Annotated in this window: 23 protein-coding genes and 1 riboswitch; of the genes, 16 read left to right on the top strand and 7 right to left on the bottom strand. The window is 40.1% G+C overall.

Annotated elements, in window-relative coordinates:
- The first annotated feature begins 13 nt into the window (after positions 1–13).
- From GPDM_RS05185 to GPDM_RS05170, 4 genes are all read left to right on the top strand, one after another.
- Positions 14–967: an HNH endonuclease gene (locus tag GPDM_RS05185; RefSeq protein WP_008429660.1), complete on the top strand. Its 954-nt coding sequence runs from the start codon at positions 14–16 to the stop codon at positions 965–967.
- 54 nt (positions 968–1,021) lie between these two features.
- Positions 1,022–1,215: riboswitch (cobalamin riboswitch) on the top strand.
- A 164-nt stretch (positions 1,216–1,379) separates the two neighbouring features.
- Positions 1,380–1,925 (top strand): hypothetical protein, encoded by a 546-nt coding sequence (locus GPDM_RS05180; protein ID WP_008429659.1) that lies wholly within the window; start codon positions 1,380–1,382, stop codon positions 1,923–1,925.
- Positions 1,922–2,869, top strand: coding sequence for an ABC transporter substrate-binding protein (locus GPDM_RS05175; protein ID WP_008429657.1), 948 nt, complete (start codon positions 1,922–1,924; stop codon positions 2,867–2,869). The genes GPDM_RS05180 and GPDM_RS05175 overlap by 4 nt, the downstream gene beginning before the upstream one ends.
- A 365-nt stretch (positions 2,870–3,234) precedes the next feature.
- A complete protein-coding gene (locus GPDM_RS05170; protein WP_008429654.1) occupies positions 3,235–4,245 on the top strand; it encodes a LacI family DNA-binding transcriptional regulator in 1,011 nt (336 codons plus the stop codon).
- A gap of 77 nt (positions 4,246–4,322) precedes the next feature.
- On the opposite strand, the gene GPDM_RS05165 is transcribed toward GPDM_RS05170, so the two are convergent.
- The 4 genes from GPDM_RS05165 to GPDM_RS05150 all read right to left on the bottom strand — a co-directional run bounded on the left by GPDM_RS05165 (position 4,323) and on the right by GPDM_RS05150 (position 8,956).
- Positions 4,323–5,057 carry a YqcI/YcgG family protein gene (locus GPDM_RS05165; RefSeq protein WP_008429652.1) on the bottom strand — a complete coding sequence of 245 codons (735 nt, stop codon included), beginning with the start codon at positions 5,055–5,057 and terminating at the stop codon, positions 4,323–4,325.
- 108 nt (positions 5,058–5,165) lie between these two features.
- The gene (locus GPDM_RS05160; RefSeq protein WP_008429650.1) at positions 5,166–6,836 is read right to left on the bottom strand and encodes a DUF2207 domain-containing protein; all 1,671 of its coding nucleotides are present in this window, start codon (positions 6,834–6,836) and stop codon (positions 5,166–5,168) included.
- A 57-nt stretch (positions 6,837–6,893) separates the two neighbouring features.
- Positions 6,894–7,829: an acetamidase/formamidase family protein gene (locus GPDM_RS05155; RefSeq protein WP_008429649.1), complete on the bottom strand. Its 936-nt coding sequence runs from the start codon at positions 7,827–7,829 to the stop codon at positions 6,894–6,896.
- 128 nt (positions 7,830–7,957) lie between these two features.
- Positions 7,958–8,956 (bottom strand): potassium channel family protein, encoded by a 999-nt coding sequence (locus tag GPDM_RS05150; RefSeq protein ID WP_039862902.1) that lies wholly within the window; start codon positions 8,954–8,956, stop codon positions 7,958–7,960.
- A 395-nt stretch (positions 8,957–9,351) separates the two neighbouring features.
- Between GPDM_RS05150 and GPDM_RS16435 the strand changes: the two genes are divergently transcribed.
- A complete protein-coding gene (locus GPDM_RS16435) occupies positions 9,352–9,582 on the top strand; it encodes a hypothetical protein (protein ID WP_139046210.1) in 231 nt (76 codons plus the stop codon).
- Positions 9,583–9,727: 145 nt separating this feature from the next.
- Positions 9,728–10,192: a low molecular weight protein-tyrosine-phosphatase gene (locus GPDM_RS05145; RefSeq protein WP_008429644.1), complete on the top strand. Its 465-nt coding sequence runs from the start codon at positions 9,728–9,730 to the stop codon at positions 10,190–10,192.
- Between the two features lie 59 nt (positions 10,193–10,251).
- On the opposite strand, the gene GPDM_RS05140 is transcribed toward GPDM_RS05145, so the two are convergent.
- Complete coding sequence (locus tag GPDM_RS05140; protein ID WP_008429642.1) at positions 10,252–11,106, bottom strand: NAD(P)H-hydrate dehydratase; 855 nt, start codon at positions 11,104–11,106, stop codon at positions 10,252–10,254.
- 227 nt (positions 11,107–11,333) lie between these two features.
- Here GPDM_RS05140 and GPDM_RS05135 point away from each other — a divergent pair, with 227 nt between their 5' ends.
- Together GPDM_RS05135 and GPDM_RS05130 are read left to right on the top strand one after the other, a co-directional pair.
- Positions 11,334–12,272 (top strand): MBL fold metallo-hydrolase, encoded by a 939-nt coding sequence (locus GPDM_RS05135; RefSeq protein ID WP_008429641.1) that lies wholly within the window; start codon positions 11,334–11,336, stop codon positions 12,270–12,272.
- A 365-nt stretch (positions 12,273–12,637) separates the two neighbouring features.
- The gene (locus tag GPDM_RS05130; protein ID WP_008429640.1) at positions 12,638–13,357 is read left to right on the top strand and encodes a 3-ketoacyl-ACP reductase; all 720 of its coding nucleotides are present in this window, start codon (positions 12,638–12,640) and stop codon (positions 13,355–13,357) included.
- Positions 13,358–13,766: 409 nt separating this feature from the next.
- On the opposite strand, the gene ptsP is transcribed toward GPDM_RS05130, so the two are convergent.
- Complete coding sequence (gene ptsP, locus GPDM_RS05125) at positions 13,767–15,515, bottom strand: phosphoenolpyruvate--protein phosphotransferase (RefSeq protein ID WP_008429639.1); 1,749 nt, start codon at positions 15,513–15,515, stop codon at positions 13,767–13,769.
- The gene (locus GPDM_RS05120; protein ID WP_008429638.1) at positions 15,512–15,781 is read right to left on the bottom strand and encodes a phosphocarrier protein HPr; all 270 of its coding nucleotides are present in this window, start codon (positions 15,779–15,781) and stop codon (positions 15,512–15,514) included. Before GPDM_RS05120 ends, ptsP begins: the two co-directional genes overlap by 4 nt.
- Positions 15,782–15,971: 190 nt before the next feature.
- Between GPDM_RS05120 and GPDM_RS05115 the strand changes: the two genes are divergently transcribed.
- From GPDM_RS05115 to GPDM_RS16430, 8 genes are all read left to right on the top strand, one after another.
- A complete protein-coding gene (locus GPDM_RS05115; RefSeq protein WP_008429637.1) occupies positions 15,972–16,724 on the top strand; it encodes a DeoR/GlpR family DNA-binding transcription regulator in 753 nt (250 codons plus the stop codon).
- Positions 16,721–17,653, top strand: a complete 933-nt coding sequence (pfkB, locus tag GPDM_RS05110; protein WP_008429636.1) for a 1-phosphofructokinase — start codon at positions 16,721–16,723, stop codon at positions 17,651–17,653. Before GPDM_RS05115 ends, pfkB begins: the two co-directional genes overlap by 4 nt.
- Positions 17,650–19,557, top strand: a complete 1,908-nt coding sequence (locus GPDM_RS05105) for a PTS fructose transporter subunit IIABC (protein ID WP_008429635.1) — start codon at positions 17,650–17,652, stop codon at positions 19,555–19,557. The genes pfkB and GPDM_RS05105 overlap by 4 nt, the downstream gene beginning before the upstream one ends.
- A 311-nt stretch (positions 19,558–19,868) precedes the next feature.
- Entirely contained in the window at positions 19,869–20,201 is a 333-nt protein-coding gene (locus GPDM_RS05100; RefSeq protein ID WP_008429634.1) for a hypothetical protein, read from the top strand.
- Between the two features lie 75 nt (positions 20,202–20,276).
- Positions 20,277–20,864, top strand: a complete 588-nt coding sequence (locus tag GPDM_RS05095; RefSeq protein WP_008429632.1) for a histidine phosphatase family protein — start codon at positions 20,277–20,279, stop codon at positions 20,862–20,864.
- A 237-nt stretch (positions 20,865–21,101) separates the two neighbouring features.
- Positions 21,102–21,554 carry an SRPBCC family protein gene (locus GPDM_RS05090; protein ID WP_008429629.1) on the top strand — a complete coding sequence of 151 codons (453 nt, stop codon included), beginning with the start codon at positions 21,102–21,104 and terminating at the stop codon, positions 21,552–21,554.
- Positions 21,555–21,570: 16 nt separating this feature from the next.
- Positions 21,571–22,020: an SRPBCC family protein gene (locus GPDM_RS05085; RefSeq protein ID WP_008429627.1), complete on the top strand. Its 450-nt coding sequence runs from the start codon at positions 21,571–21,573 to the stop codon at positions 22,018–22,020.
- Positions 22,021–22,597: 577 nt separating this feature from the next.
- Positions 22,598–23,860, top strand: coding sequence for an MBL fold metallo-hydrolase (locus tag GPDM_RS16430; protein ID WP_008429624.1), 1,263 nt, complete (start codon positions 22,598–22,600; stop codon positions 23,858–23,860).
- The last annotated feature ends 67 nt before the right edge of the window (positions 23,861–23,927 follow it).

The following is a 23,927-nucleotide window of genomic DNA, read 5'->3' as shown; positions in this document are numbered from 1 at the left end:
ATAGGAGGCAGTTATGAATAGTTTTATCGTTATGCAAGGAGAGACTTATCACGCTGAACAGAATGCAGGGGTACTTTGGACTCCGCAAATAGATAAGTCGGGAATGGTGCCACATTCATGGAATCGGATGAAAGAAGTGAAAAAAGGCGATATTGTTTTTCATTATGTAAAAGGGTTTGTCGTGGCTATCAGTCGCGTACGTGAGGATTGTGTAAAAGGTACAAAGCCAAAAAACCTTGAAGATCAAACGAGAGGTGATGAAGAGGCGTTAGTGGCATACACTGTTTACCGAGAATTAGAAAATCCTTTACCAATCAAAGAGTTTTTTAAAGAAATCGAACCGTTATTACCGGTGAAATATTCAGCGTTCCAAGAAGATGCCGGCGGGAATTCGGGTTATTTATATCCATGTAACGAAGAATTGGCGATAAAATTTTTGGAATTGATTAGTTCGTTAAATATTTTCACTATAGAAGTAGAACAACTCGAATTATCGATGGAAGTGATTAAAAAAACCGAGCACAACCCGTTACTCAGCTTGATCGCAGAAGCTGAACTTGAAATTAAAACGAAAATGCGCAGAGGCAAAGAGCAATTCAGAGAAAGCTTATTGCCACTTTGGAACGGAGAATGCCCACTTTGTGGGATAGCTATTAGCGACGTATTAAGAGCAACACATGCTAAACCATGGAAAGATAGCTCAGATGCGGAACGATTAGATCCATTTAATGGTGTATTACTTTGTGCCAATCATAGCGCATTGTATTCAGCCGGACATATTGCTTTTACCGGTGGGGGGCGTCTTCATATCTCAAGTGGAATCCCAGAAGATCAGTATCCAATTTATCGCCTTAAAAAAGGCATGAAAATACCGGTGTCACCTGAACATGCTACCTATTTAAGATGGCATAAACGAATTGTTTTCGCAGAACCGAGAAAAGTAAAGCTGTTGATGGATCAGGAATAAACGATTTTTAGTATGTCTTTTGTCTTATAAACTATGATACACTGAAAATAAGTGAATAATCATGCAGAAAAAAGGTGCTGATTCGTCAGCGTAACAGGGAACTCGGTTAAATTCCGAGGCTGTTTCCGCAACTGTAAGTGCGTATGAAATAAGAAAATACCACTGTTTAGTGCAAGCAACTAAACGGGAAGGTTCTTAAAGTAAATCGATGCACAAGCCAGGAGACCTACCTTTTTTTGAACGTATTTTTACTCTTCGGAAGATAAGGGAATCATACGGCAACGTTTCTATTTTTGACTGCTGGAGTATGTCTCTAAATAGCTATGCCGCCGCCCTTTTTAAGGGCGGCTTTTTGTTGTTTTCGAGAGCGTTCAATGCAGTGATTTTCACCAAATAAAAGTGAGGTGAAAAGATGAAAAAAGACATGAGGTATCTTTGTTATCCATTTATGCGTGAAGCAGTGTCTACAGTAGATTTTGAGATACGGACCGATTCATTGACTACGCGTATTGGCGAAGCATTGTCTTTAACAAAAGAAGTAGAGGTGGTACAACGAGATTTACAAATTCTTCAGCCGAAAGTTTATCATTTAAATGGCTCAGTACGAGGAAAGCTAGCCATTCAAGAAGAAGATTTAATCGAACTAAGTGACATGTATGATTATTATGTAAACTTCACAAAAGACAAAATCGACAATTTTGTCTTGCCGCAAGGTACACATGCCGCGACTGTATTGCATATTTGTCGAAGTGAAGCGAAAAAGTCCGTTCGCGCATTGCATAAAGTAAGCCTAGAGCGAGATGTGCCGGAAATTTTGTTCAACTACACTCACCTTTTAGCCAATGTTCTTTTTACAATGACCGTGTATGTCAATCAACATTGTGGCGTTGAAGAAGTTCCATTCGTTAGCAAATCTTATCCAACAAAACCCAAAAAGAAAGAAGTGGCCAATAAATGATGAAAATATCGTTAATCAAGTACTTAACAATCGGAACAGTAGCATTAACTTTAGGGGCATGTCAGTCTGACGTGGCAGAAGAAGTTGAAACAGATTCGGGAACGGAAGCAGAAAAACAAACAAGTTATACTGTTACCGATGATTTGGACAACGAATTAACTTTTGAGACAGTACCAGAAACGGTGGTCTCGCTAATTCCAAGTAATACAGAAATTTTATATGAGATTGGTGCAGGCGAAAAAGTGATTGGTGCGACCGATTACGATAATTATCCGGCTGAAGCAGCTGAAGTGGAACGCGTTTCTGATTCCATTTCTTTTAATGCTGAACGTATTATTGAATTAGATCCAGATGTCGTCATCGGTTATTCAACAGGTGCACCTACTGGATATGAAGAATTAGAAGCAGCAGGAATACCTGTATTTGTTATCGAATCTGCACAATCTTTTGAAGATGTCTATGGTGATATTGAGCAAATCTCAACAGTTATGGGTCTTGAAGATAAAGGAGAAGAGATTAATCGCACGATTCAACAGCAAATCGAAGAAGTGCAAAAAAAAGTAGCCGCTGTTGAAGAAAACAAACAATTGTATTTTGAAATTAGTCCGTCTCCTGAACTTTACACAACGGGTCAGAAAACATTCCAACAAGAAATTTTAAATCACGCTAAAGTAGAAAATCTATTTGGTGACCTTGAAGGATGGCCAAAAATTTCAGAAGAAGAAGTTATCCAGCGCAATCCAGAAATCATTACAACAACTGTGTCCTATACAGAAGATCCAATAACAGAAATAAAAGCGCGTGAAGGGTGGAGTGATATCGAAGCGGTTAAAAATGATCAAGTCTTTTTCTTAGATTCAGATATCACATCTCGTCCTGGACCGAGAATTGGCGAAGCAGTTCAACTTGTCGCTAAAACTGTTTATCCTAAAGCATTTGAATAAAATAAAAAAACCCTCGCTTATTTAGCGAGGATTTTTTGTTTGCAAATAAACTAGCTTTATACAAGTTGTCCAAGTTTCTTTTGCTGGAAACGAATCATTCAGCCTGCTTCAGAAAACCCTGTTCAATTATTCATTGTATTTCAGTAAGTGAATTACAATGAATAATCCATTAGTTGAGCGCTTGGAAAGCATTCAACCGACTATTCTGCATTAATGAATAAACACTTTAACACTTTGAGGAATACAATCGATATGAATAAATTAGTCGAATGAACAGGTCTGATGATGTGTCTTTTAGCAACTCGTGCTATAATGAATGGGTGAATATAAAATGAATATTTTTATAAAAAATAGAAGGCAGGGTGATGGACATGGTATCTACTACTGATGTAGCAAAATATGCAGGTGTTTCACAAACAACAGTTTCACGAGTTTTGAATAAACCGGACCAAGTAAAAAAAGAAACATATGACAAAGTTATGAATGCCGTGAATGAATTGAATTATTCATCTGCTGAATCAGAAAAGCCAATTTCGCCAATTGTTAAAATAAAAACGATTAGCTTAATTGTAGGTGCTGTAGATGATCCGATTTATATGAACGCGGTTCCTGCAATTATTAGCACAGCACAAGAACAAGGCTATCAAGTGAATATTCATTTCATTGCTGAATCATGTGAACTTGAAACATATGAAACTGTGCTTTCAAGCAATCCGAATGGTATCATTATAATTCCTTCTTTACTCGATAAAGTAGTTTATGAGAAATTAATTGATTCAACCATTCCTTTTGTTGCATTAAACTCAAGTGGTGTAGCGAGCCAACATTCTATTGGCTTGAACGATATCGAAGCAGGCTATTTGGCTACTAAACACTTAATTGATGTCAGTCACTTAGAAATCGCTTGGGTAGGAGGGACGCTAAGCAGTCCATCTACGAAAGATCGCTTGCTTGGGTTTGTCCAAGCCTTACAAGAAGCTAATTTTAAAATCCGCAAAAAACGATTAGTGGTGACAGATGTAGACAAGTTCTCTTTATTTGAAGCATTTGAAAACTTGCAAGCCTTAAAGAAAAAGCCAACTGCCATAGTGGCGGCTACAGACGAAATCGCAATACAATTTATGGATTTTTACAAAAAAGCAGGTTATCATATTCCAGAAGATATTAGCATCGTTGGAATTGGGAATACAGAAATGGCACAACATTCAGCGCTTGCTTTAACGTCAGTTGGAACATCAGATAGTTTGGAAAACTTAGGCCAAGAAGCTGTAAAGCGACTATTTGATCTAGTTATCTACAATCAAGAAGAAGCATTTCATGTAACTAGAGATGTAGAACTATATGAGAGAGCTACAACAGCCTCATTGCAAGGATGAGCATGTTTGTTAATAGTCGTATGAAAAGAGCCTTACCGTTAAAAACGGTAAGGCTCTTTTTTATTTGATGTAAAATATTATTTCATTTCTTTATGTGTAAAAGGGCATTTTCCTTTTATAGGTTCGCTATCGTCTCCGATGAAAAACTGTTTCCATTCATTATGGTCGGGATCTCCAAAATGGCTAATGTCAGGATGTGTCGGTAAATGATCCCATGCTTCCACACGTTGACGGACTTTTTCGCGGGACATCACTCCGCCTTTTTCTGTACCTTTTAATCCTTCAAAAATACGACGAGGTTGAAATCCGAGAACCATGGCATTGCCAAGATCTCGCGTTTTACGTTGCTTGTAAGCCGGGGTGTTTCCAAAGATAAAAATGGGTTCTCCTTTAAATGTAAAATCCCATAAGTAATGATCTGGGTCGCGAGGCGCGTCTTTCGGCCATTCCATATCATCTTCGTCATGTAAGTATTGAAGGATGTCCCAAAACTGTTTACGGTAAGCTTCGAGCGTGCCTTCTTCTTCAAACGGTTCAACAAAGACAAACAAGCCGTGACGCTTATGTTTCGGATCGTTAAATAATGTTAAGAACGATTCGACAGCAGCAGGTAAATTGCTCCAATCTTTTTGAGTTATATAAGCATATCGTAATTCTCCTTTTAATTCGCCGCTCATCCCGAAATAACAAGGAAAGGTTTTATCGGTTACAGTTTCGTGAAAAGTTTTGTATTCAGCTACAAGCCAATCAGGCAAATCTGTCCGTAATGAAAAATCGTCTTTTGTGAGTAAAGCTGAGTTTTTTGTCAACATCGGAAAATTCCTCCATTTGTGAAAAGTTCTTTTAAATTCTAGTTCCCTAAGATCACTTAAGCAAAACAAAAACGGCTAAGAAAAATCTTAGCCGTTCTAGTATACGTATTAAAATGCACCAGATCCACCGCCGCCAGATCCAATACCACCGCCTCCAGTAATAGAGTCTACGGCACTAGCAGAGACTGTCGTGTTGGCATTAGCGGCAATGAATAGCCCAGTCAGTAGAACAGGGTTATAAAACAAGCCAAAGTTTGCAAAAGCTGCATCGCTATAGGCATTTGTAAAACTTTGCGTTTTTTGGTTTATGGATTTTTCTTCTGTTCCTAACAGGTAGCTATAGGCACGCATTTTTTCATCTTGCGTTAATAGGTTCCACTCGGATTGATTCATGTTTTCCATGGCTCTTTGCATTTGTTTCCATTCTTCTCGAATAACATGTCCCTCGTAAGTAATTGGAGAATAGAAACAAAAAGCAAGAAAGAAAATGCCGGTGACAATAGAGAATATCATCAACGGAATAAGGTCTAGTAACCCGAAATAAATTGAAGCTGCAAATAACGCTGTTCCAATAAATCCAGCAATTCCTCGAAGGAAAAGCTGTTTGTCATGTAAGTTGTTTTCATAAACTTCTTCAACGACGCCATTTCGCCAAGCGGCAATTGAATCGTTATAAGAAGAGTGATTCAACTCATTTTTGGTGTAATTTTCAAGATCTGTTGTCTCGAAGTATTCGCCGTCTCCTGTTTTATCAAACAACAATTCCAATAATTTCTCTTCATGTACAAATTCCGTGTGACGATTTAGTAGTTTGAATTTTTCTTCCGACAGTTGTTCGATGTTCTTTTTGCGTACCAACTCCATTAAAGCCGCTGCTGTTACAGCAGGCGTTAATATGGAGGACTTGGTAAAATACAATGTTGCTGGAATGCTCATTTTTTGTTTAGGTACATAAAACTTTGTAGCATCAGGCTTTGCTTGGAGTTTGGTTTGGCGAGCTTGGTTCCATGCCCAAGCGACAAGTGCTACTAAAAATGCGCCAGCAGCTGCTACAAGTCCATTTCCAAAAAAGCGAATGGTCTTTTGTTTTGCTGAAAAAGCAAGTGCATCCGTTTCTAAACGCTCTTTGTCATCCGTTATTTCCGAGCGAATAGTTCCGTCTTGTTGAGCTATACTTGGAAACAATTTTTCATCAAAAATGATGCGAACATCTCCATTAGATCCGGCAGGAACTGTACCCATATTAAAACGAACTGCGCCACCGTCTTGCAATTCACCTGTCTGGTAGGCTTGGTCATAGCCGACAAAGTCTACATTTGTTGCAAAAGCGGGTGGCAGGACGGTAATAGCTAGTTGTTCGTATTCACTGTCGTTGCGGTCATCAAAAAATGGCCAGTAAAATTGTGCGCCATCTTCAAATTTTTCAACAGCATTATGAATCTCATAGCGCAATTCGATTGTTATGGTTTGGTCTTCACCTGAACGAAAGATTTTGTATAAATTCTCTTGCCGTTCGACGTTTAATTTTCGGTTGTTTTCTGTTGCACTAAATTGTTGAATTGACGTTCCTTCTTTTGGAATAATTTCGCGTATGATGCCGTTAAATTGACCTTCTAACCTATAGGTATGATTTTCGGTTACATTTACAGTTCCATCGGCGTTTACTTGCGCTTGAATCGTGACGTTAGAGATCGAATACTCGACAGCCAAAGCCTGTAAAGGAAACAATGAAAACATCAGCAGTACCCATAAAGCGATGGTAGAAATTTTCTTGGGCATTGTCATCACCTCTTTCTCTATTTACGAGAGGCCCCACAAAAAGTTCCAGAAAGACTTTTAACGCAACACGCCATGAGGCAAGATGGCATGTATGCCTTTAACATCATTCACGACTTGCGTAACGCGAAGATCAACCGCCACACTTGATAAGACAGTCGCTTCTGTGCGTGTGATTCCATATAGCTGCTCCATAAACGACACCATTTCAGCCAAAGCGACAGCAGCTGCTTCATTGAGGTCTTTATCGAATCCAAAAGTGATCCATCCGGCTGGCGTATTTGCTCGTGGCATGGATAATTTCATATCTTTGTGCAAAATCAACGTAATATCAACTAAATCCATCGGGCACTCAATTGCGGTTCCAGAAATTTCACCGTCTCCTTGAAGTGCATGACCGTCACCTAATGAAAATAAAGCGCCTTCTACAGAAATCGGTAAAAACAAACTGCTGCCAGGTACTAGCTCTTTGCAGTCGATATTTCCACCAAAGTAACTAGGTGGCTTTGTCGAAAAAGTTCCAGGTTCGCCAGGTGCAACTGCCATGAGCCCGAGAAAAGGAGATAAACCAACCTTGAATTCTTGTCGGCCGATTTTACAACTACCGGTCATTCGAGCAGCATCTAATATCCAATCAAGCTGGATGCGCGCGCTTTTTGTAATATCGAGCTTGTCATTTTGCCAAGCGGGTATTCCACCTGCCCAATTGCGACCATACCAACCAGGAACCAATTTATTTATCCGAACTTCTAAAACCATACCAGGTTTCGCCCCGTCTATGGCGATGGGTCCAATAATTGGATGAATAAGCTTTTCTTCATTTTCTCTCGATGTGAAAACTGTTCGTTTTTCGTGTGGAGCTGCTGAATATCCCCATTCAATATCGATAGTTTTGAGTTGAATCGAATCTCCTGAGTTGACGGTTAAAATCGGTTGATAGTGCCGATTAAATGATGAATGTAAATGGTTTGAGTTGAGTGGAATTGAATGGATCAAAAGAGTACCCCTTCCAAGTGAAAGAATTTTCTGTTTTTTGTTCTAATTATACCAAGGAATTCAACCATATAACAAAATATATGCCGAAAATCGAAAGCGGCCGCAGATATAGGCTGCGACCGCTTTGCTTATTTTATATCCGTTGGCCATGGACGACCATCTGCTTCGAGACCTCCGAGTAATTTGCGTCGGCGATTTTCTAGCTGTTCAAAAGCTAAAGTGTATTCTTTGTCTGTTCTTAAAGGAACGCCTTCTTCCTGAAGTGAATTAAAATCTGGAAGAGGTGGAATTTGATCAGATGGTTTGAAAAACGATTGGTTAAGTGTTTCTAAATATTGATCTATACTAGAGCGCATTTCTTTTAAAAGTAATTGGTTTGGGTGATGTTTTTCTAAAACCGCAAACTTGATAATACTTAAGCTTTCATCTAATACCGTAATGGCTGTTGGCATAGCGGTTGTATTGCTTATCGCATGATAATAATGCAAGACAGGATAGGCAGCATGTTGAGCGGCAAGAGAACCTAAATTTTCTGAAAAACTAGCTAATAAAAGATTGAGGTCATGAAAATCTTCCCCATTCCACGCACTTCTTGCAATTTCTTCAGCAGACTCACCAAGACCGTGAACACTGACCGCAAACGAACGCTTCATTGTAACTGCGCTTAAAATTGAGATCAAATACGTTACACCAAATGTGATAAATAGCATTCCAGTAGCTGTTGCGATAATAGAGATGATTTGTGCAGGTCCTTCCATCGGGCTAAAATCACCATTTCCTAATGTGAAGATTAAATACCCAGCAAAGTAAAAGCGGTCAAACCACGAAATTGGGTCTGTTCCGTGAGAAGGGGATATGGATTGTTCTAAGCCAGCAAATGTTAACGTCCAACCAATCCACAATAAGACAATCCACATAAGTAGTGTGGCACTTAATACGAGTGGTCCTGCTAAGCTTAATAATTTGGAATGATTGTCTGCGATTTTTCTCATCAACCTCCAGATAGAAGAAGAAAGACGATTAGTAGCGGGTCCGGCTCCGCCATCAATCCATAAAGTGGTCCAAGTAAAATCGATAATGCATAAAATAAGTACTAATATTCCGGCTATCAAGTAAAGAGTCTCCATAAAAATCAGTCCTTTCATTTAATGGTCAGTTGAATAGTAAGCACGTGTAATAACTCTATACCCGTACAAGGCATTACAAATCATCCACTTACTTGCGATCTATCACTGTCTTTTGAAATGAATAAAGACTTTAAACAGTGAACAAGAAAGCAGAATTGCTCATTCTTAAAACATGAATCATGTGTAAAAAAATTCACCTGCCGATCCCGAAAAAATAAGGCAACTTAAAGCAAGTCCGATTTGTCATAAGCGGTTTATTTTTTTCTGTGATAATGTGCACGAAAATTTCAATTTGAAAATAAAAATAAAATAAAAAACTCTTTATTTATCCTATTTTTTTGCTAAAATAAAGAGTCGAGTTGATTAGAAGCTTTCAAAGATAAAGCCGGTCACTCTTGAAAAGGGAGGAAGCGTCAATTTCTAATAATTGGTTATGGTTGCCGGTTTTGATCCTTACGTTAAACTGTGTCCGCTATACAGAAACAATGATGCAGCAAAGTTTGACTTTGTACCAAGTCATCTTATTTTCGTTAAGTATCGTCGGCATTCTATATGTGCTGTGGGTCATTTACAAAGGAAAACTAGTACGCAATAAGCCTACCGGCAAAAGACATTTTAAAATCTAACTGCCGGTATTAAACAGCTTGTCTCATTTTTATGGGGCAAGCTGTTTTATCTTTGTTGAGAAATTTGTGCCAGATAGAAGAGCATTTTCTTCGTGTTCACTGCATTTGATTCGGGTGTTATAATACGAAAAAAGGGGGCATTTTCATGATTCGTGTCTTATTTGTTTGTTTGGGGAATATTTGCCGATCACCAATGGCAGAAGCTGTTTTTAAAGAGCTAGTAAACAAGGACCATTTATCTGAAAAAATAGCAGTAGAATCTGCTGGTACTGGAGACTGGCATATCGGACATGACCCGCATCCGGGAACATTGAAAATTTTAAAAAAGCATGATATTTCTGCGGAAGGCTTAAAAGGGCGGCAGATCCGGCCAGAGGATTTTGAACGATTTGACTATATTATTGGCATGGACAAAAACAATATAGCGGATATTCGCTCGATGTTAGGTCAGCCGGCTCATCCAAAAATCTTCCGCTTTTTAGATTTAACTCATCATGCCAAGGACGTTCCTGACCCCTATTTCACAGGTGATTTTTTAGAAACATATGAATTGGTCACAGAAGGTTGTGCCGCTTTACTTCAGAAAGTTAAAGAAGAGCAATTTATTTAATCTACTGAATAAATACGGATTTTCAAACTGCCGCTCGGTTAACCGAGCGGCAGTTTGTTTTATTGCGATTCAAATCTAGCCCAGACAACTGGCAACAAACCGCTCAATTCATGCGCAAGCATCGTATGCGCGGAGCGAGACTTCACCCAGTCATCTGCACAGGCTCCGTGCAAGTATACGGCGTTTAGTACCGCGTGTTGCCAATTGGAATGACAACACAACATTCCGAGAATCATCCCTGTTAACGTGTCACCGGTACCGCCTTTAGCAAGTGCGCTATTGCCTGTTGGGTTTATCCACGTTTCGCCGTCCGGAAAAGAGATAACGGTGTGTGGGCCTTTTAAAACAATCGTTACCCCTAATTTTTTGGACCAATACGTAGCATAATGCGCTCGATTTTTTTGAATTTCTTCAACATCTACCCCTGTAATACGCGAAAATTCAGCGAGGTGAGGGGTCAAGATAATGGGAGACTGCCTATCCGGATAAGAACGACTACTTAATGCTCCAGCATCTAAAACTAGAGGCATATGGCTTTCTAACAGGTTGTGAATTGCCTGTTCTGTGGAGTCATCTGGTTCTGTGCCAGGGCCAATCGCTACTGCGCGGTAAGTATCCACTGAAGTTTGTCGATGTGCGATTTGCTTTAAGCCGTCTTGTAAGAACGTTGCTTCAGGTAGGCGAGGTACAATCATCGCAACTGCTTCAGCTTCTGTTGCGATGACTAGCTTGCCGACACCGCTGCGCATAGCACCTAGTCCTGCAAGCAACGCAGCTCCTGGCATTTCTTTTGTGCCTGCAACCAACAAAGCGGTACCGTAGCTTCCTTTATGGCTATTGGTTTCTCTTACAGGAAGTGTCGACGTGACTTGTTGGTCTGTCCATATATGTTGGGTCTCACTAGCTCTATCCATTGAATCGTTCCTCCTGTTCGCGTAGCTTATTTTAAGTTAATTTAACACTACGCAAAATTTTTGAGAATTGCAAAATCATCTACTTTTACTAAAGTATATTCGAACTTTTATCGACTTTGTTAAAAAGACCGCAAACCTTTAATTAAATGGTAGAATATTCTATCAATGGGTATTGTGGCTGATTGGCGCTTACTTACGAATATTTTCAACTAAAGGAGATGAACAGCTTGGCAGAAAAACAACCAATTCGTTTAACTGATCGTATTCACTTGATCGATGGATTTGATTTAGGATTGCCAGAGCGTACCGGAACGTATGTGATAAGTGAGAAGGAACTAACATTAGTTGATACAGGTCCTAGTTCTTCAATCAAACATGTAAAAAAAGGATTGGCTGCATTAGGATTTTCCCTTGAAGACGTTAAATACATAATTGTTACTCATGTCCATTTGGATCATTCAGGAGGAGCGGGACTATTATTGCAAGATTGTCCGAACGCAAAAGTCATCGTTCATCCTAAAGGTGCTAGACATTTAAGCGACCCAAGCCGTTTAATTGCGGGGGCAAAAATGGTTTATAAAGAGCAATTTGATCAGTTGTTTGATCCGATCATTGCTATTCCAGAAGACCGCTTGCTCGTAAAAACAGAAGGGGACCAATTGGAAATTGGTCTGAATTGTCGACTTGATTTTTGGGATACACCAGGGCATGCCAATCATCATTTTAGTATTTACGATCCTGTAAGTAACGGATTGTTTGCTGGAGACACGGTGGGGGTCCGTTATGATCAATTAGTAAGAGATGGTATTGACTTGTTCTTGCCATCGACTTCCCCTAACCAATTCAATCCAGAAAAAATGCACCAAGCAATTGAACGCATGACTAAAGCCAATTTAGACACTATTTACTATGGGCATTTTGGCAAAACAGATCACCCTAAACTAGCATTACAGCAAGTAAAAGAGTGGTTAAAGATTTTTGTTGAAGAAGGAAACGCCGCATTTACTAGTAACCAGAACGCCAACCAATTGGCTGAGCGGTTACTCGAACGCGTGCGAAAGTACTTGCAGTTACAAGATGTAAATGATGACCATGAAGTATATGACTATATCCGAGTAGATATGCAAGTTAGTGCCATGGGTATTATGCATACATTTTCAAAATAAGTGAACAACTGTGTATCTATACAGGTAATTACAAGATATTCATTCTATTTATTTTTTGAATAATATAGAATGAATAGAATTCTTTTGAATAACTATAATGAATATACGTGAATAACAAAATCAATTTCCCATAATGACATTATTCCTTTTATGAATAAAAAGGTATATATATTATTCGTTAATTCGCTTAATGAATAATGTTGTGGGTTTAGGGAAGGGTTTAGCAGTTATAAAAATACGCAACTTCTGTTTACGCAATGGTCTCTTTAGGGTAAATAAAAAAATAGACAACATCCCAATAAATTTGTTCAACATAACAAAAGAAGAATAACATGGGAGAATTACGCGAGAGGTGGACATAAAAGATGCAATTATTAACAGAGAAAACAGCGTTTATTACAGGAGCGGGTAAAGGAATTGGTCGCGCCACAGCATTGGCTTTAGCAAACGAAGGAGTTAATGTTGGGCTGATTGCACGAACAGAGTCAGATTTAGTTAAACTTGCCGCGGAAATTAAGTCATTGCGTGGTCGTGTTGCTTATGCAGTGGCAGATGTATCTGACTTAGCACAAGTAGAAGCAGCAATTGAGAAGTTGACGAACGAAATCGGAACAGCCGATATATTGATCAACAACGCAGGAATTGGTAAGTATGCACCGTTTTTGGAGTTGCAACCAGAAGAGTGGAAACGAATGATTGATGTTAATTTAATGGGCATGTACTATGTTACCCGAACTGTGTTACCGCAACTGATTGCAAAAAACGGGGGAGATATTATCAATATTTCTTCAAGTTCAGGATTGCGAGGAACGGCTGGATCGAGTGCTTATAGCGCGTCCAAGTTTGGAGTTCTTGGAATGACGGAGTCGCTTTCTCAAGAAGTTCGAAAGAATAATATTCGTGTATTTGCTTTAACGCCGAGTCGAGTAGTGACAGATTTAACGTATAAAGAAGGCGAAACGGAAGAAGAAAAAGAGAAATTCATGCAGCCTGAAGATTTGGCTGAATATATGGTGGCGCAATTAAAATTGCATCCGCGTATTTTCATTCCTACTTCAAGTCAATGGGCGACAAATCCTTTTTAAGAAAGAACTATATTGCGAGTTAATTTCATAGCTTGGATTGTGATACTTAATCTGAAATTCCCCTTTGTTTCACTAAATTTATGGGGAGTTTCAGATTTTTCATGCGTATTCGTGTTAAATCGATTTTATTTACACGGTTTTAAAAGAAATTAGTATTTAAAAGATTCTTCAAAGAGATTTTATATCATTTAAAACAGCGGTAGGGGGAGACAGAAGGGGATTTGTTTTTGGTATTATTGATTTTATCAATTTCGCTATTCATTATCGGTCTAATTAAACCCGCGTTAGTATTAAGGTGGATTCCTAAAATAAATAGAAATCGAAAAAAAGTAATAGCTTTTTTTGGTCCGTTAATACTCGTCACTTTTATTTTGTTCGGCATTACAATAGAATCACCATAAAAAATGAGCTAGGGAAGTGGGTTCCCTAGCTCATTTTTTAATTTTGTTGGTAGTTGTTTAACGTAGTCTTCAACTTCTTGTGAAGTGCCAAGTGCTAGGATACGGTCTGTATGTTGTGCCATTTCAGCTTTTGAAAGTTTACTGATTTGTGCACGGGCTTTCAAAATAGATGAAGCACTCATCGAGAATTCATCTAGGCCAAGACCTAGTAGAATCGGAATCGCAATTTCGTCTCCTGCCATTTCGCCACACATGCCTGTCCATTTTCCTTCACGATGAGAAGCATCGATAACCATTTTGACTAAGCGCAAGATGGCAGGATTGAATGGTTGATACAAGTACGACACGCTTTCGTTCATGCGATCTGCGGCCATTGTGTATTGGATCAAGTCATTTGTACCAATCGAGAAGAAATCAACTTCTTTTGCGAAAGTATCAGCCATCACCGCAGTTGAAGGAATCTCAACCATGATACCCACTTCGATTGTTTCGCTTACTTCTACGCCTTCAGCTTGAAGCTTCGCTTTTTCTTCTAATAGCAACGCTTTAGCTTCACGGAATTCATCAAGCGTTGCAATCATAGGGAACATGATCTTCAAGTTGCCATGAACGCTTGCGCGAAGAAGTGCACGCAATTGTGTTTTGAACATATCCGGCATTTCTAAGCAAAGGCGAATAGCGCGCAAGCCTAGGAAAGGGTTAAGTTCTTTTGGCAAATCAAGGTAAGACAATTCTTTGTCGCCACCAATGTCTAGTGTGCGAACAACAGTTGGTTTGCCTTCCATGCCTTTTAAAACAGCTGCGTAGGCTTCTACTTGTTCGTCTTCTGTTGGGAATGAATCACGTCCCATGTAAAGAAACTCTGTACGGTATAAGCCAATCGCTTCGCCGCCGTTATCAACAACACCTGTAATATCTTTTGGTGTTCCAATATTGGCACCCAGTTCGACAGCTTGCCCGTCAGCGGTAACCGTTGCTTCGTTTTTCAAAACAGCCCATTCAGCTTTTTGTTCTTCATAAGCTGCTTGTTTGTTTTTGTATTCTTCGATGACGCTTTCTTCTGGATCGATTAAAATCGTTCCGTCTAATCCATCAACGATAACCATCATGCCATTTTGGATATCTGCCATTGCTTTTTTAGCGCCGACAACTGCTGGAATTTCCAGTGTGCGTGCTAAAATCGCAGAGTGAGACGTACGGCCGCCAATATCCGTGATAAAGCCTTTTACAAATTGTGCATTTAACTGCACCGTGTCAGAAGGGGTTAAATCTTCCGCAATGATGATGACTTCATCTGAAATCATGCTTGGGCTTTGAATGGTCACTCCTAATAGGTGAGCCAGTACACGTTTTCTGACGTCACGAATGTCTGCCGCGCGTTCTTTCATGTACTCGTTATCCATTGCTTCAAACATCGCAATAAACATATCCGTTGCTTCTTGCAAAGCAAATTCGGCATTTACGTTTTCGGTTTTGATTTTTTCGGTAATCGGTCCTACAAGTTCAGGATCGCTTAATACGAGAAGGTGAGCACCAAAAATGGCTGCTTCTTTTTCGCTAATTTGTTCCGCTGTTTTTTTCTGAATAACTTCAAGTTCAGCGATAGATGTTTCTAACGCTGAAGTTAATCGTGCCAATTCGCTATCAGTATCCGAAATTGTTCGCTTATCAACATTCAATTCCGGATTTTCCAAGCGAAAAGCTTTCGCGATGGCAATTCCATTTGAGGCTGCTATTCCGGACATTGTTTGGGTCATTGGTTTGAAATCCCCTCTTTTTCCATAACTTCTCCTGCTCTTTCAATCGCTTCGTTTTCATCTGCACCATCTGCTGCAATTGTTACAACTGAACCGCTTGGAATTCCTAAAGACATAACTCCTAAAATTGATTTTAAGTTAACTTTTTTGCCGTTGTGTTCAAGTGTGATGTCTGAAGTGAATTTTGACACCGCTCCTACTAATGCTGATGCTGGACGTGCGTGCATACCTGCTTCATCTGTAATTGTGAATTGTTTTTCGACCATGATTAAATTCCTCCTTGTAAGTAGCGTCATTTTAAATAAACTAATGACCGTTTTTGACGGCTTTCGGATGCTTTTGAAGATAAAATGACTTTTTTTGATTGCTTATGAATGATTATGATTGATTTTGGAAGCGATTTCAAGTAATATCTTTTTAACAGAACTTTTAAACTATTGAAAAGAAGGTGATAGCTTGCTGACCAACGAACGACATCTCTTTATTATGCAACTACTAGAAGAAAAACAGACAGTCAAAATTCAAGAACTTGTCGAATCGACGGGCGCATCCGAATCAACGATCCGAAGAGATTTGGTTGACCTTGAACAATCCGGAAAATTAGAACGCGTTTTCGGCGGTGCGACGCTAACCGGAAAAAATTTGCTAGAGCCGAGCATTTCAGACAAATCGACACAATTATTAGATGAAAAAATAAAAATTGCGAAATTCGCTGCTTCGTTTGTGCAACAAGGCGATAGCGTTTATTTGGACGCTGGTACCACGACCTTTCAAATGATTCCATTTTTGAAAGACAAAGATCTTGTCGTTGTGACAAATGGTTTGACACTTGTCGAAGCACTGAATAACCAAGGCATCACCACTTATTTAACAGGTGGATTAATGAAACCTCGTACCGGTGCTTTTGTCGGTTCTCAAACAATTCAAGCTTTGCAAAACTATCGTTTTGATGTTTGTTTTCTTGGCATTAATGGTTTCCATCCGAAATATGGTTATACTACACCCGATCCAGAGGAAGCTGCCGTTAAACAAATGGCCAGTTCTTTATCACGAAAAACATTTGCACTTGCTGATCATTCCAAAATCAATAAAATCAGTTTCGCAAAAATTATGGATCTAGAACGTGCCACCTTAATTGTAGATGAAATTTCCAAAGATGCCAATGCTGTACTTGAAAAAAAGACAATTGTAAAGGTCGTGAAACCATGATTTACACGTGCACCATTGCACCGTCCATTGATTATACCGTGTATCTCTCTGAATTTGACAGTGGAAAGCTAAATCGAACAAACGACGTGCATTACTATCCGGGTGGCAAGGGCATTAACGTCTCGCGTGTGTTAAAACGTCTCGGCGTGTCTAACAAAGCGCTTGGATTTGCTGGCGGCTTTACAGGACATTATATAGAAGAATATTTAACGAATGAAGGGGTAGAAACAGATTTTATTGAAACGACCGAAATCACTCGGATAAACGTCAAAATTAAATCTGAATCTGAAACAGAGCTCAATGGTCCAGGCCCAGCGTTAACGGTAGATCAGTTAAGCGCTTTAACGAAAAAAGTTCGCGATATGAACGAAGGTGACTGGTTTGTTTTAGCCGGCAGCTTGCCAAATGAGATTGGGCCAGATTATTTTTTAGAACTCGCCACCATCTGCCAAGCCAAAAACATTCATTTTGTGCTCGATACTTCCGGTCCAATGCTGAAAAGCATTTTGACCGCGCCTGTTTTTTTGGTCAAACCCAATCAACACGAGCTCGGCGAATTGTTCAGCGTAGACATTACCAATCTGACAGAGGTCTATCATTACGCTCGTAAACTGGTAGACAGTGGTACTGAACATGTAGTTGTTTCAATGGGAGGTGACGGTGCCATGCTCGTTACGAAAGACCGCGCCCTGATTGCCAAAGCCCCGCAAGGAACGGTCGTTAACACGGTGGGAGCTGGAGATTCGCTTGTTTCCGGATTTATCGCATCGTATGCAGCGACTGGAGATGCAGCACAAGCTTTCCGCTTTGGCGTTGCAAGTGGCAGTGCCACAGCGTTTCGATCTGATTTATGCCGCAAAGAAGATGTGGAAACATTGCTAGACCAAATAGAAGTTCACCCATTTGAAGAAAAGGATGTGACAGGATGAAAATCACACAGCTTTTAACGGAACAAACGATTATTTTAGACTTGGCAGCCTCAACAAAACAACAGGTATTAGAAGAGCTAGCCAATCAATTAGACCAAGCTGGCAAATTAACGGATAAACAAGCTTTCACAAAAGCCATTCTAGAACGTGAAAATCAAAGTACAACTGGTATTGGTGATGGCATTGCCATTCCTCATGCCAAGTCTTCTGCCGTTCAGTTTCCTGCGATTGCGTTTGGTCGATCTCAAGAAGGACTTGATTTTGAATCGCTCGACGGTCAGCCGAGCAACTTATTCTTTATGATTGCAGCGAGCGAAGGCGCAAATGATGATCACTTGGAAGCACTGTCACGTTTAGCTACGTTTTTAATGGACGAAAAGTTCCGCACCAACATTTTGGCAGCGCAAACAAAACAAGAAATTTTGGACATTGTGTCTGCAAAAGAAGCGGCTGTTGATCAACCAGAAACAGCGGCCGTCCAAACGCCTGTAGATAGTACTCAAAAGAAAATTTTAGCCGTAACAGCGTGCCCAACAGGGATTGCGCATACGTATATGGCCGCAGAAAAATTAAATGAACGAGCTAAAGAATTAGGCATTTCGATAAAAGTGGAAACGAATGGCTCAAGTGGAGTGAAAAATCGGTTGACCGCTGAAGACATCGCTGGAGCGGATGCCATTATTGTAGCGGCTGATACGAAAGTCGAAATGAGTCGTTTTGACGGCAAGCCGGTTATTCAAACAGCGGTCGGAAAAGCCATCTACGAAACAGACAATTTGTTAAACCGGGCAGTGACGGGAGATGCGCCAACTTATACGCATGTTCAGTCGAAAGAAGAAAGCGATGCAGGCGAAACCAAAGGTGGCTTTTATAAGCACTTAATGAACGGTGTATCCAATATGTTGCCATTTGTAGTAGGTGGCGGTATCCTCATTGCCATTTCGTTTTTCTGGGGCATCAATGCAGGAAATCCGGACAGTCCGGAATACAATGAATTTGCGGCGATGTTAAGTACTATAGGTGGCGGGAAAGCGTTCTTCTTAATGGTTCCCGTACTCGCCGGGTTTATCGCCATGAGCATTGCGGATCGTCCCGGGTTTGCACCTGGTATGATTGGTGGATTGATCGCCATTACGGTGACAGGTGTTGAAGGGGCAAGTGGCGGTTCTGGTTTTCTTGGCGGATTGATTGCCGGATTTTTAGCAGGATATGTAACACTTCTCGTGAAGAAACTGTTTTCTGGTTTGCCAAACTCTTTAGAAGGATTAAAACCAGTGTTGTTTTTCCCCGTTTTTGCAATCGCGATTACCGGCATTATTATGATGCTTGTCAATCCACAATTAACGAAAGTGTACACAGCGATTTCTTCTTTCCTTGAAAGCTTAGGGGGTACCAACTTAGTACTGGTTGGATTGCTACTAGGCGGTATGATGGCGATTGATATGGGGGGTCCGATTAACAAAGCAGCGTATACATTCGGACTTGCTATGTTAGATGCGCAAAACTTTAACTTTATGGCCGCTGTTATGGCTGCTGGTATGGTTCCACCACTAGGTTTAGCGATTTCAACGAGTTTGTTTAAAAACAAATTCACAAAACCAGAACGTGAAGCCGGTAAAACGGCTTATGTCCTTGGTGCTTGTTTTATCACTGAAGGCGTTATCCCGTTTGCCGCTGCAGATCCAGCTCGTGTTATTCCGGCAACCGTTGCAGGGGCATCTGTAACAGGAGCGCTCGTCATGTTGTTTGACATTGGATTACGCGCACCACACGGCGGGATCTTTGTTATTGGTTTAGTAGACGGTGGCGTGCCAAATATCTTATTGTATATTGCAGCCATTTTAATTGGTTCTATCGTTACAGCACTTGTTGCTGGGACATTGAAAAAAAGAATAGTCGCATAACAAAAACCGCTCTAAGGTAAAACTTGGAGCGGTTTTTGTTAGCGTTGACTTCCTGAAAAGTAGAGATTGGAACTGTTGGTAGAACAAGCCTAGGAAATTTCAAGAACCAATTTTCAAGGAGACCTTTAAAGAGAAGGCTTTTTTGGGGTGTTTAAAAAGATTCCATGCAGCTTCTTACATAAGGGCATAAAAAAATGAAATAACTGTAGCTAAAAAAAACGACTTCTCGACAGTTTCTCCACAATTATTCGTTATAATCAGATAATTACAATTATGCAGGTTTTTTAGTTAGCAGTAGAGGAGGAGAATAGATGGATGTTCAAATCATGTGCAAAGAATGCGGAACGACAGATAAATTTCAATCTCCTGGTGAAAATGGTGAAGTTGGCATTCATTCCATATCGCAAAGTTTTCAAGTAGGTGTCAGTTGGAAAAGCCAAGTGATTGAACATATACAAGATGAGTTAGTGAATAAGCTCGGGAAAGCAACGACAGCCAAAGAGCGTAAAGACATACTCGAAGAAGAACTTGCAGCAAATGCTTATTCGGAAACCATTGACTTTGAATTGAGTTTTACATGTAAAGGCTGCGGCAATCGCATCACGTTAAATGACTTTCAGTTGATTGACTTGTTGGGCTTTTAACGTTTATCAAGTGAGTCTGTGCTTTATTTATGCTAAACTAGTCCAATCATTCGCATGAATAAAGAGGTGAAGTAGTTGACGACGATATGTTTAGTTCGGCACGGGGAAACGGACTGGAACGTACAAGGTAAAATTCAAGGGAAAACCGATATTCCGTTAAACGCAGAAGGCATACAACAAGCTATGCGTTGTGCACATGGTTTGAGTGGTTCTAATTGGGATGTCCTTCTAACAAGCCCGCTCAAGCGTGCCAAACGAACAGCGGAATTGATTAATGAAACTTTGCAATTGCCGCTTATTGAAATGCCACAGTTTGAAGAAAAGCATTTTGGTGATGCGGAAGGTATGACTTACGAGGAGCGGGCTTTAACCTTTCCGGATCGAGAATACCCAAACCAAGAAGATAATCAGTTGTTTGCTGAGCGTTTGTCTTCGGGACTAGAAATCATACATGATCGTTTTAAAAACAAACGCGTGTTGCTGGTGTCGCACGGTGGGGTTATTAACGCTTTACTCGGCACGTTATCAAATGGTGAAATCGGTTCTGGCAAAACCAGATTGATGAATGCTTGTTTTAGTCATATTCATTTTGATCAAAACAATTGGGTGATCAAAAATTACAACCAGGTGAGTCATCTTGAGAACGTGATGAGCGGGTCATAAATCAATAAAAGCAGCTAGACGTCATTTGTCTAGCTGCTTTTATTGATTTTTAGCAGGTGATGTTTCTTTATCCATGCGGTATAGGTAGAGAGCTAATGCAGGATAGTTGCCGTTTTTATTCACTCACTCTGTTCTATCCCTTATTATCAAAATGAGCGGGATTAATACAAGCGACGTGAATGTTCTGAACGCGCGTGAGATACTACTATCAAGTACAGATTTAGAGGAGGCTATCAAATGGTTAAATGGAAAGAAGAAATGAAGATTGACGCGAATATCGAAAAAGTATGGAGTTTGTTCCAAGATGAAAACATTAAACAAGTGATGCCAAAAATAGAAGAACATATTTTACTTGAAAACAATAACAATGAACTGGGTGCCAAACATGCACAAAGTTATCACGAAGGCGGGCAGTTGCAAACGTATATTGTGGAGACTATAGGTTATGAAGATTTGCCAGACAAAAAGCTAAAACAAACTCAGTTTGAAATGGGACAAAGTTTTGATGTGTTTTATTCGTTTACGTTAGTTAAAGAAAATGAAAACCAAACGAAGTTTATTTACGAAGGCTTTAATAAAGGCAAAGGATTAATGGGGAAGGCGATGTTATTGTCGGGAAGTAAAAAAACTCGTAAGCAAACCGTCACGACGTTTATGGAACGCGTAAGAGACGAAGCGTTGAAAAAATAAAAGGAGTGTGGAGGCAATGGTCGAGTGGAGTGAACAGCAACTTATCAACGCACCCATCGAAAAAGTATGGGCATTGTTTTCAGATGAGCACTTGCAAACCATTATGCCACAACTTGAAAAGCATCAATTAATTGAAGGACAGCCCAATCAAGTAGGTTCAAAGTACGCGCAACAAAACCGCATAAAAGGCCGTGTGGTGAGTTATGTGATGAGAGTGACCGCGTATGAAGATTTGCCGGACTACAAACGAAAAGACCTGTATTTTGTCCCTGCGGGCTTGTTTCACATTAGATTAAGTTTTGTGTTAAAGCGAGTAGAAAGCGATCAGACATTATTTGTTTATCTTGGATCAAATCGAGGGGCAAACATGATTGGGCGAACATTACTAAAGCTTGACGCGCAAAATAGCAGTAAGCAAGAAGTGAATGAGCTGATAGAACGAGTAAAAAAGGCGGCGGAGTCATGAAGATTTACATACTCGGCTCTGTAGGGAGCGGGAAAACAACGGTAGCGCGTCGATTGTCCGTGAGTCTCTGCATCCCGCATTTTGAAACGGACAATTTTGTTTGGCACCGTCAAACAGAAGGGGACATCCGAAACCCGGAATCTGTGAGAGACGCTCAGTTTTTAGCCGCGCTCGAGCAACCTAGTTGGATAATAGAAGGAGTACACATAGGTTGGACTGACACGGCGATACATGCGGCAGACACAGTGATCTTTTTAGATATTCCGTATCACAGAAGAACGCTTCGCTTTGTTTTTCGTTACATCAGCTCGGAGCGGCGCCAGGAAAAGTCGTCGTTGTAAACAACCAAAGACAATTGGATAAACTGATAATAGAAACAATAAAATAACGCATAAATTTGTGTTTTCGCTTAAATATGTAACAAACTACTTAAGGAATTATCATATTAGTTTAAAACCGTCAACAAGAAAAGAAAGAAATGTCAATAGTACAAGCGCTACGCTATAGCAGACACCTCGCAAAGTCTGTATCATATTAGAAAAGAAAGAAGCTGGTGGACGTTTAGGGAGGACTGGACATGCTAAAAGTTTATGAACATGAACAAGTTGTGTGCATAGAAGGAATTTTGGAAGAAACCCGAAGTAGAGTATTTCTCTTTTTAGTAGACGGCACGCTGATTGATACTGGGGCCGAGAAAATGCAAGACGATCTTAAAAAAGAATTAGCCAAATTATCATTCGATCAAGTTGTTTTGACGCATCACCATGAAGACCATACCGGGAACGCCGCTTGGATTCAGCAACATTACCCAGTGCCATTTTACATTCATCCTATTGGTCAAGAAATTACGGACAAAGACGGCGTGTATCCAGATTACCGACAACTCACATGGGGAAATCGTGACGCTTTTCGTACACAAGCGCTAGGTGACCGGATAAATTCACGCACATTTGAATGGGAAGTGATTCATACACCGGGTCACGCAGATGATCATGTCGCGTTGTTTCATCCGGAATCGGGACGCTTGTTTACTGGCGATTTGTTTGTGACACCAAAATCACGTGTCGTGATGAAAGGAGAGTCGATTTCGCGTATTAAAACATCTTTGCGTAAGTTATTGACCTTGCCGTTCAAATCTGTATTTTGCAGTCACGCCGGCTATCTTGAAAATGGACGTGCGCTATTAGAAGAAAAGCTGAATTATTTAGAGAGCCTACAAGAGAAGATACTTCAACTTTACAAGGATGGAGAAACGCCAAGTGACATTCATCTTCAGCTTTTCCCAAAAACATATCCAATCGTTCGATTTTCAAATGGGGAATGGGATTCTCTACACATTGTCACTTCTACGATAGCTGATTACGACGAAAAAAAGAATAGACATTTGCGTCCTAGAGCAAATGTCTTAGGAATTTTAAGAAAAGGGCAATCTGTTTTGTTGGAACAACAATTTGCGCGTCATTCATCAGGAAAAGGTCCATTTTACCGTCCAATTGGAGGAACCATTGAACTGGGTGAGCCATCTGCTAAAACAGTAGAAAGAGAATTTAAAGAAGAAATTGGTGCGGATATTAAGATCGTTCAGTACGTGGACGTGATAGAGAATATTTACACGTTAAAAAATCAAGTTTTTCACGAAATTTCGTTGGTTTACGAAGTGGAGTTTGACCAACAGGCTCTTTATGACCAAGATGTTTTTGACGTTTTCGAAGATGGCAAAATGACAAAAGCAAAATGGGTGTCACTTGAAGAGTTAGACCAACATGACACCGTTCTGTACCCAACAGGCTTGCTCGACCTACTTACGAAACTGCCAAGTCCAGTTGCTAATAAGCTGTAGAAATTTACTGAACAGTCATTCGGCAATATCTATACTAGGTTCGTAACAAAGCTTAGCAATGAAAGGA

It is taken from the genome of Planococcus donghaensis MPA1U2 (assembly GCF_000189395.1).
Classification (GTDB): domain Bacteria; phylum Bacillota; class Bacilli; order Bacillales_A; family Planococcaceae; genus Planococcus; species Planococcus donghaensis_B.
This window is presented reverse-complemented; position numbering and strand designations above follow the sequence as displayed.

Bases quoted from the DNA above. Each gene is read 5' to 3' on its own strand.
- GPDM_RS05185 (WP_008429660.1), top strand. From the start codon at position 14: ATGAATAGTTTTATCGTTATGCAAGGAGAGACTTATCACGCTGAACAG.
- GPDM_RS05180 (WP_008429659.1), top strand. From the start codon at position 1,380: ATGAAAAAAGACATGAGGTATCTTTGTTATCCATTTATGCGTGAAGCA.
- GPDM_RS05175 (WP_008429657.1), top strand. From the start codon at position 1,922: ATGATGAAAATATCGTTAATCAAGTACTTAACAATCGGAACAGTAGCA.
- GPDM_RS05170 (WP_008429654.1), top strand. From the start codon at position 3,235: ATGGACATGGTATCTACTACTGATGTAGCAAAATATGCAGGTGTTTCA.
- GPDM_RS05165 (WP_008429652.1), bottom strand. From the start codon at position 5,057: ATGTTGACAAAAAACTCAGCTTTACTCACAAAAGACGATTTTTCATTA.
- GPDM_RS05160 (WP_008429650.1), bottom strand. From the start codon at position 6,836: ATGCCCAAGAAAATTTCTACCATCGCTTTATGGGTACTGCTGATGTTT.
- GPDM_RS05150 (WP_039862902.1), bottom strand. From the start codon at position 8,956: ATGGAGACTCTTTACTTGATAGCCGGAATATTAGTACTTATTTTATGC.
- GPDM_RS05145 (WP_008429644.1), top strand. From the start codon at position 9,728: ATGATTCGTGTCTTATTTGTTTGTTTGGGGAATATTTGCCGATCACCA.
- GPDM_RS05140 (WP_008429642.1), bottom strand. From the start codon at position 11,106: ATGGATAGAGCTAGTGAGACCCAACATATATGGACAGACCAACAAGTC.
- GPDM_RS05130 (WP_008429640.1), top strand. From the start codon at position 12,638: ATGCAATTATTAACAGAGAAAACAGCGTTTATTACAGGAGCGGGTAAA.
- ptsP (WP_008429639.1), bottom strand. From the start codon at position 15,515: ATGACCCAAACAATGTCCGGAATAGCAGCCTCAAATGGAATTGCCATC.
- GPDM_RS05120 (WP_008429638.1), bottom strand. From the start codon at position 15,781: ATGGTCGAAAAACAATTCACAATTACAGATGAAGCAGGTATGCACGCA.
- pfkB (WP_008429636.1), top strand. From the start codon at position 16,721: ATGATTTACACGTGCACCATTGCACCGTCCATTGATTATACCGTGTAT.
- GPDM_RS05105 (WP_008429635.1), top strand. From the start codon at position 17,650: ATGAAAATCACACAGCTTTTAACGGAACAAACGATTATTTTAGACTTG.
- GPDM_RS05100 (WP_008429634.1), top strand. From the start codon at position 19,869: ATGGATGTTCAAATCATGTGCAAAGAATGCGGAACGACAGATAAATTT.
- GPDM_RS05090 (WP_008429629.1), top strand. From the start codon at position 21,102: ATGGTTAAATGGAAAGAAGAAATGAAGATTGACGCGAATATCGAAAAA.
- GPDM_RS05085 (WP_008429627.1), top strand. From the start codon at position 21,571: ATGGTCGAGTGGAGTGAACAGCAACTTATCAACGCACCCATCGAAAAA.
- GPDM_RS16430 (WP_008429624.1), top strand. From the start codon at position 22,598: ATGCTAAAAGTTTATGAACATGAACAAGTTGTGTGCATAGAAGGAATT.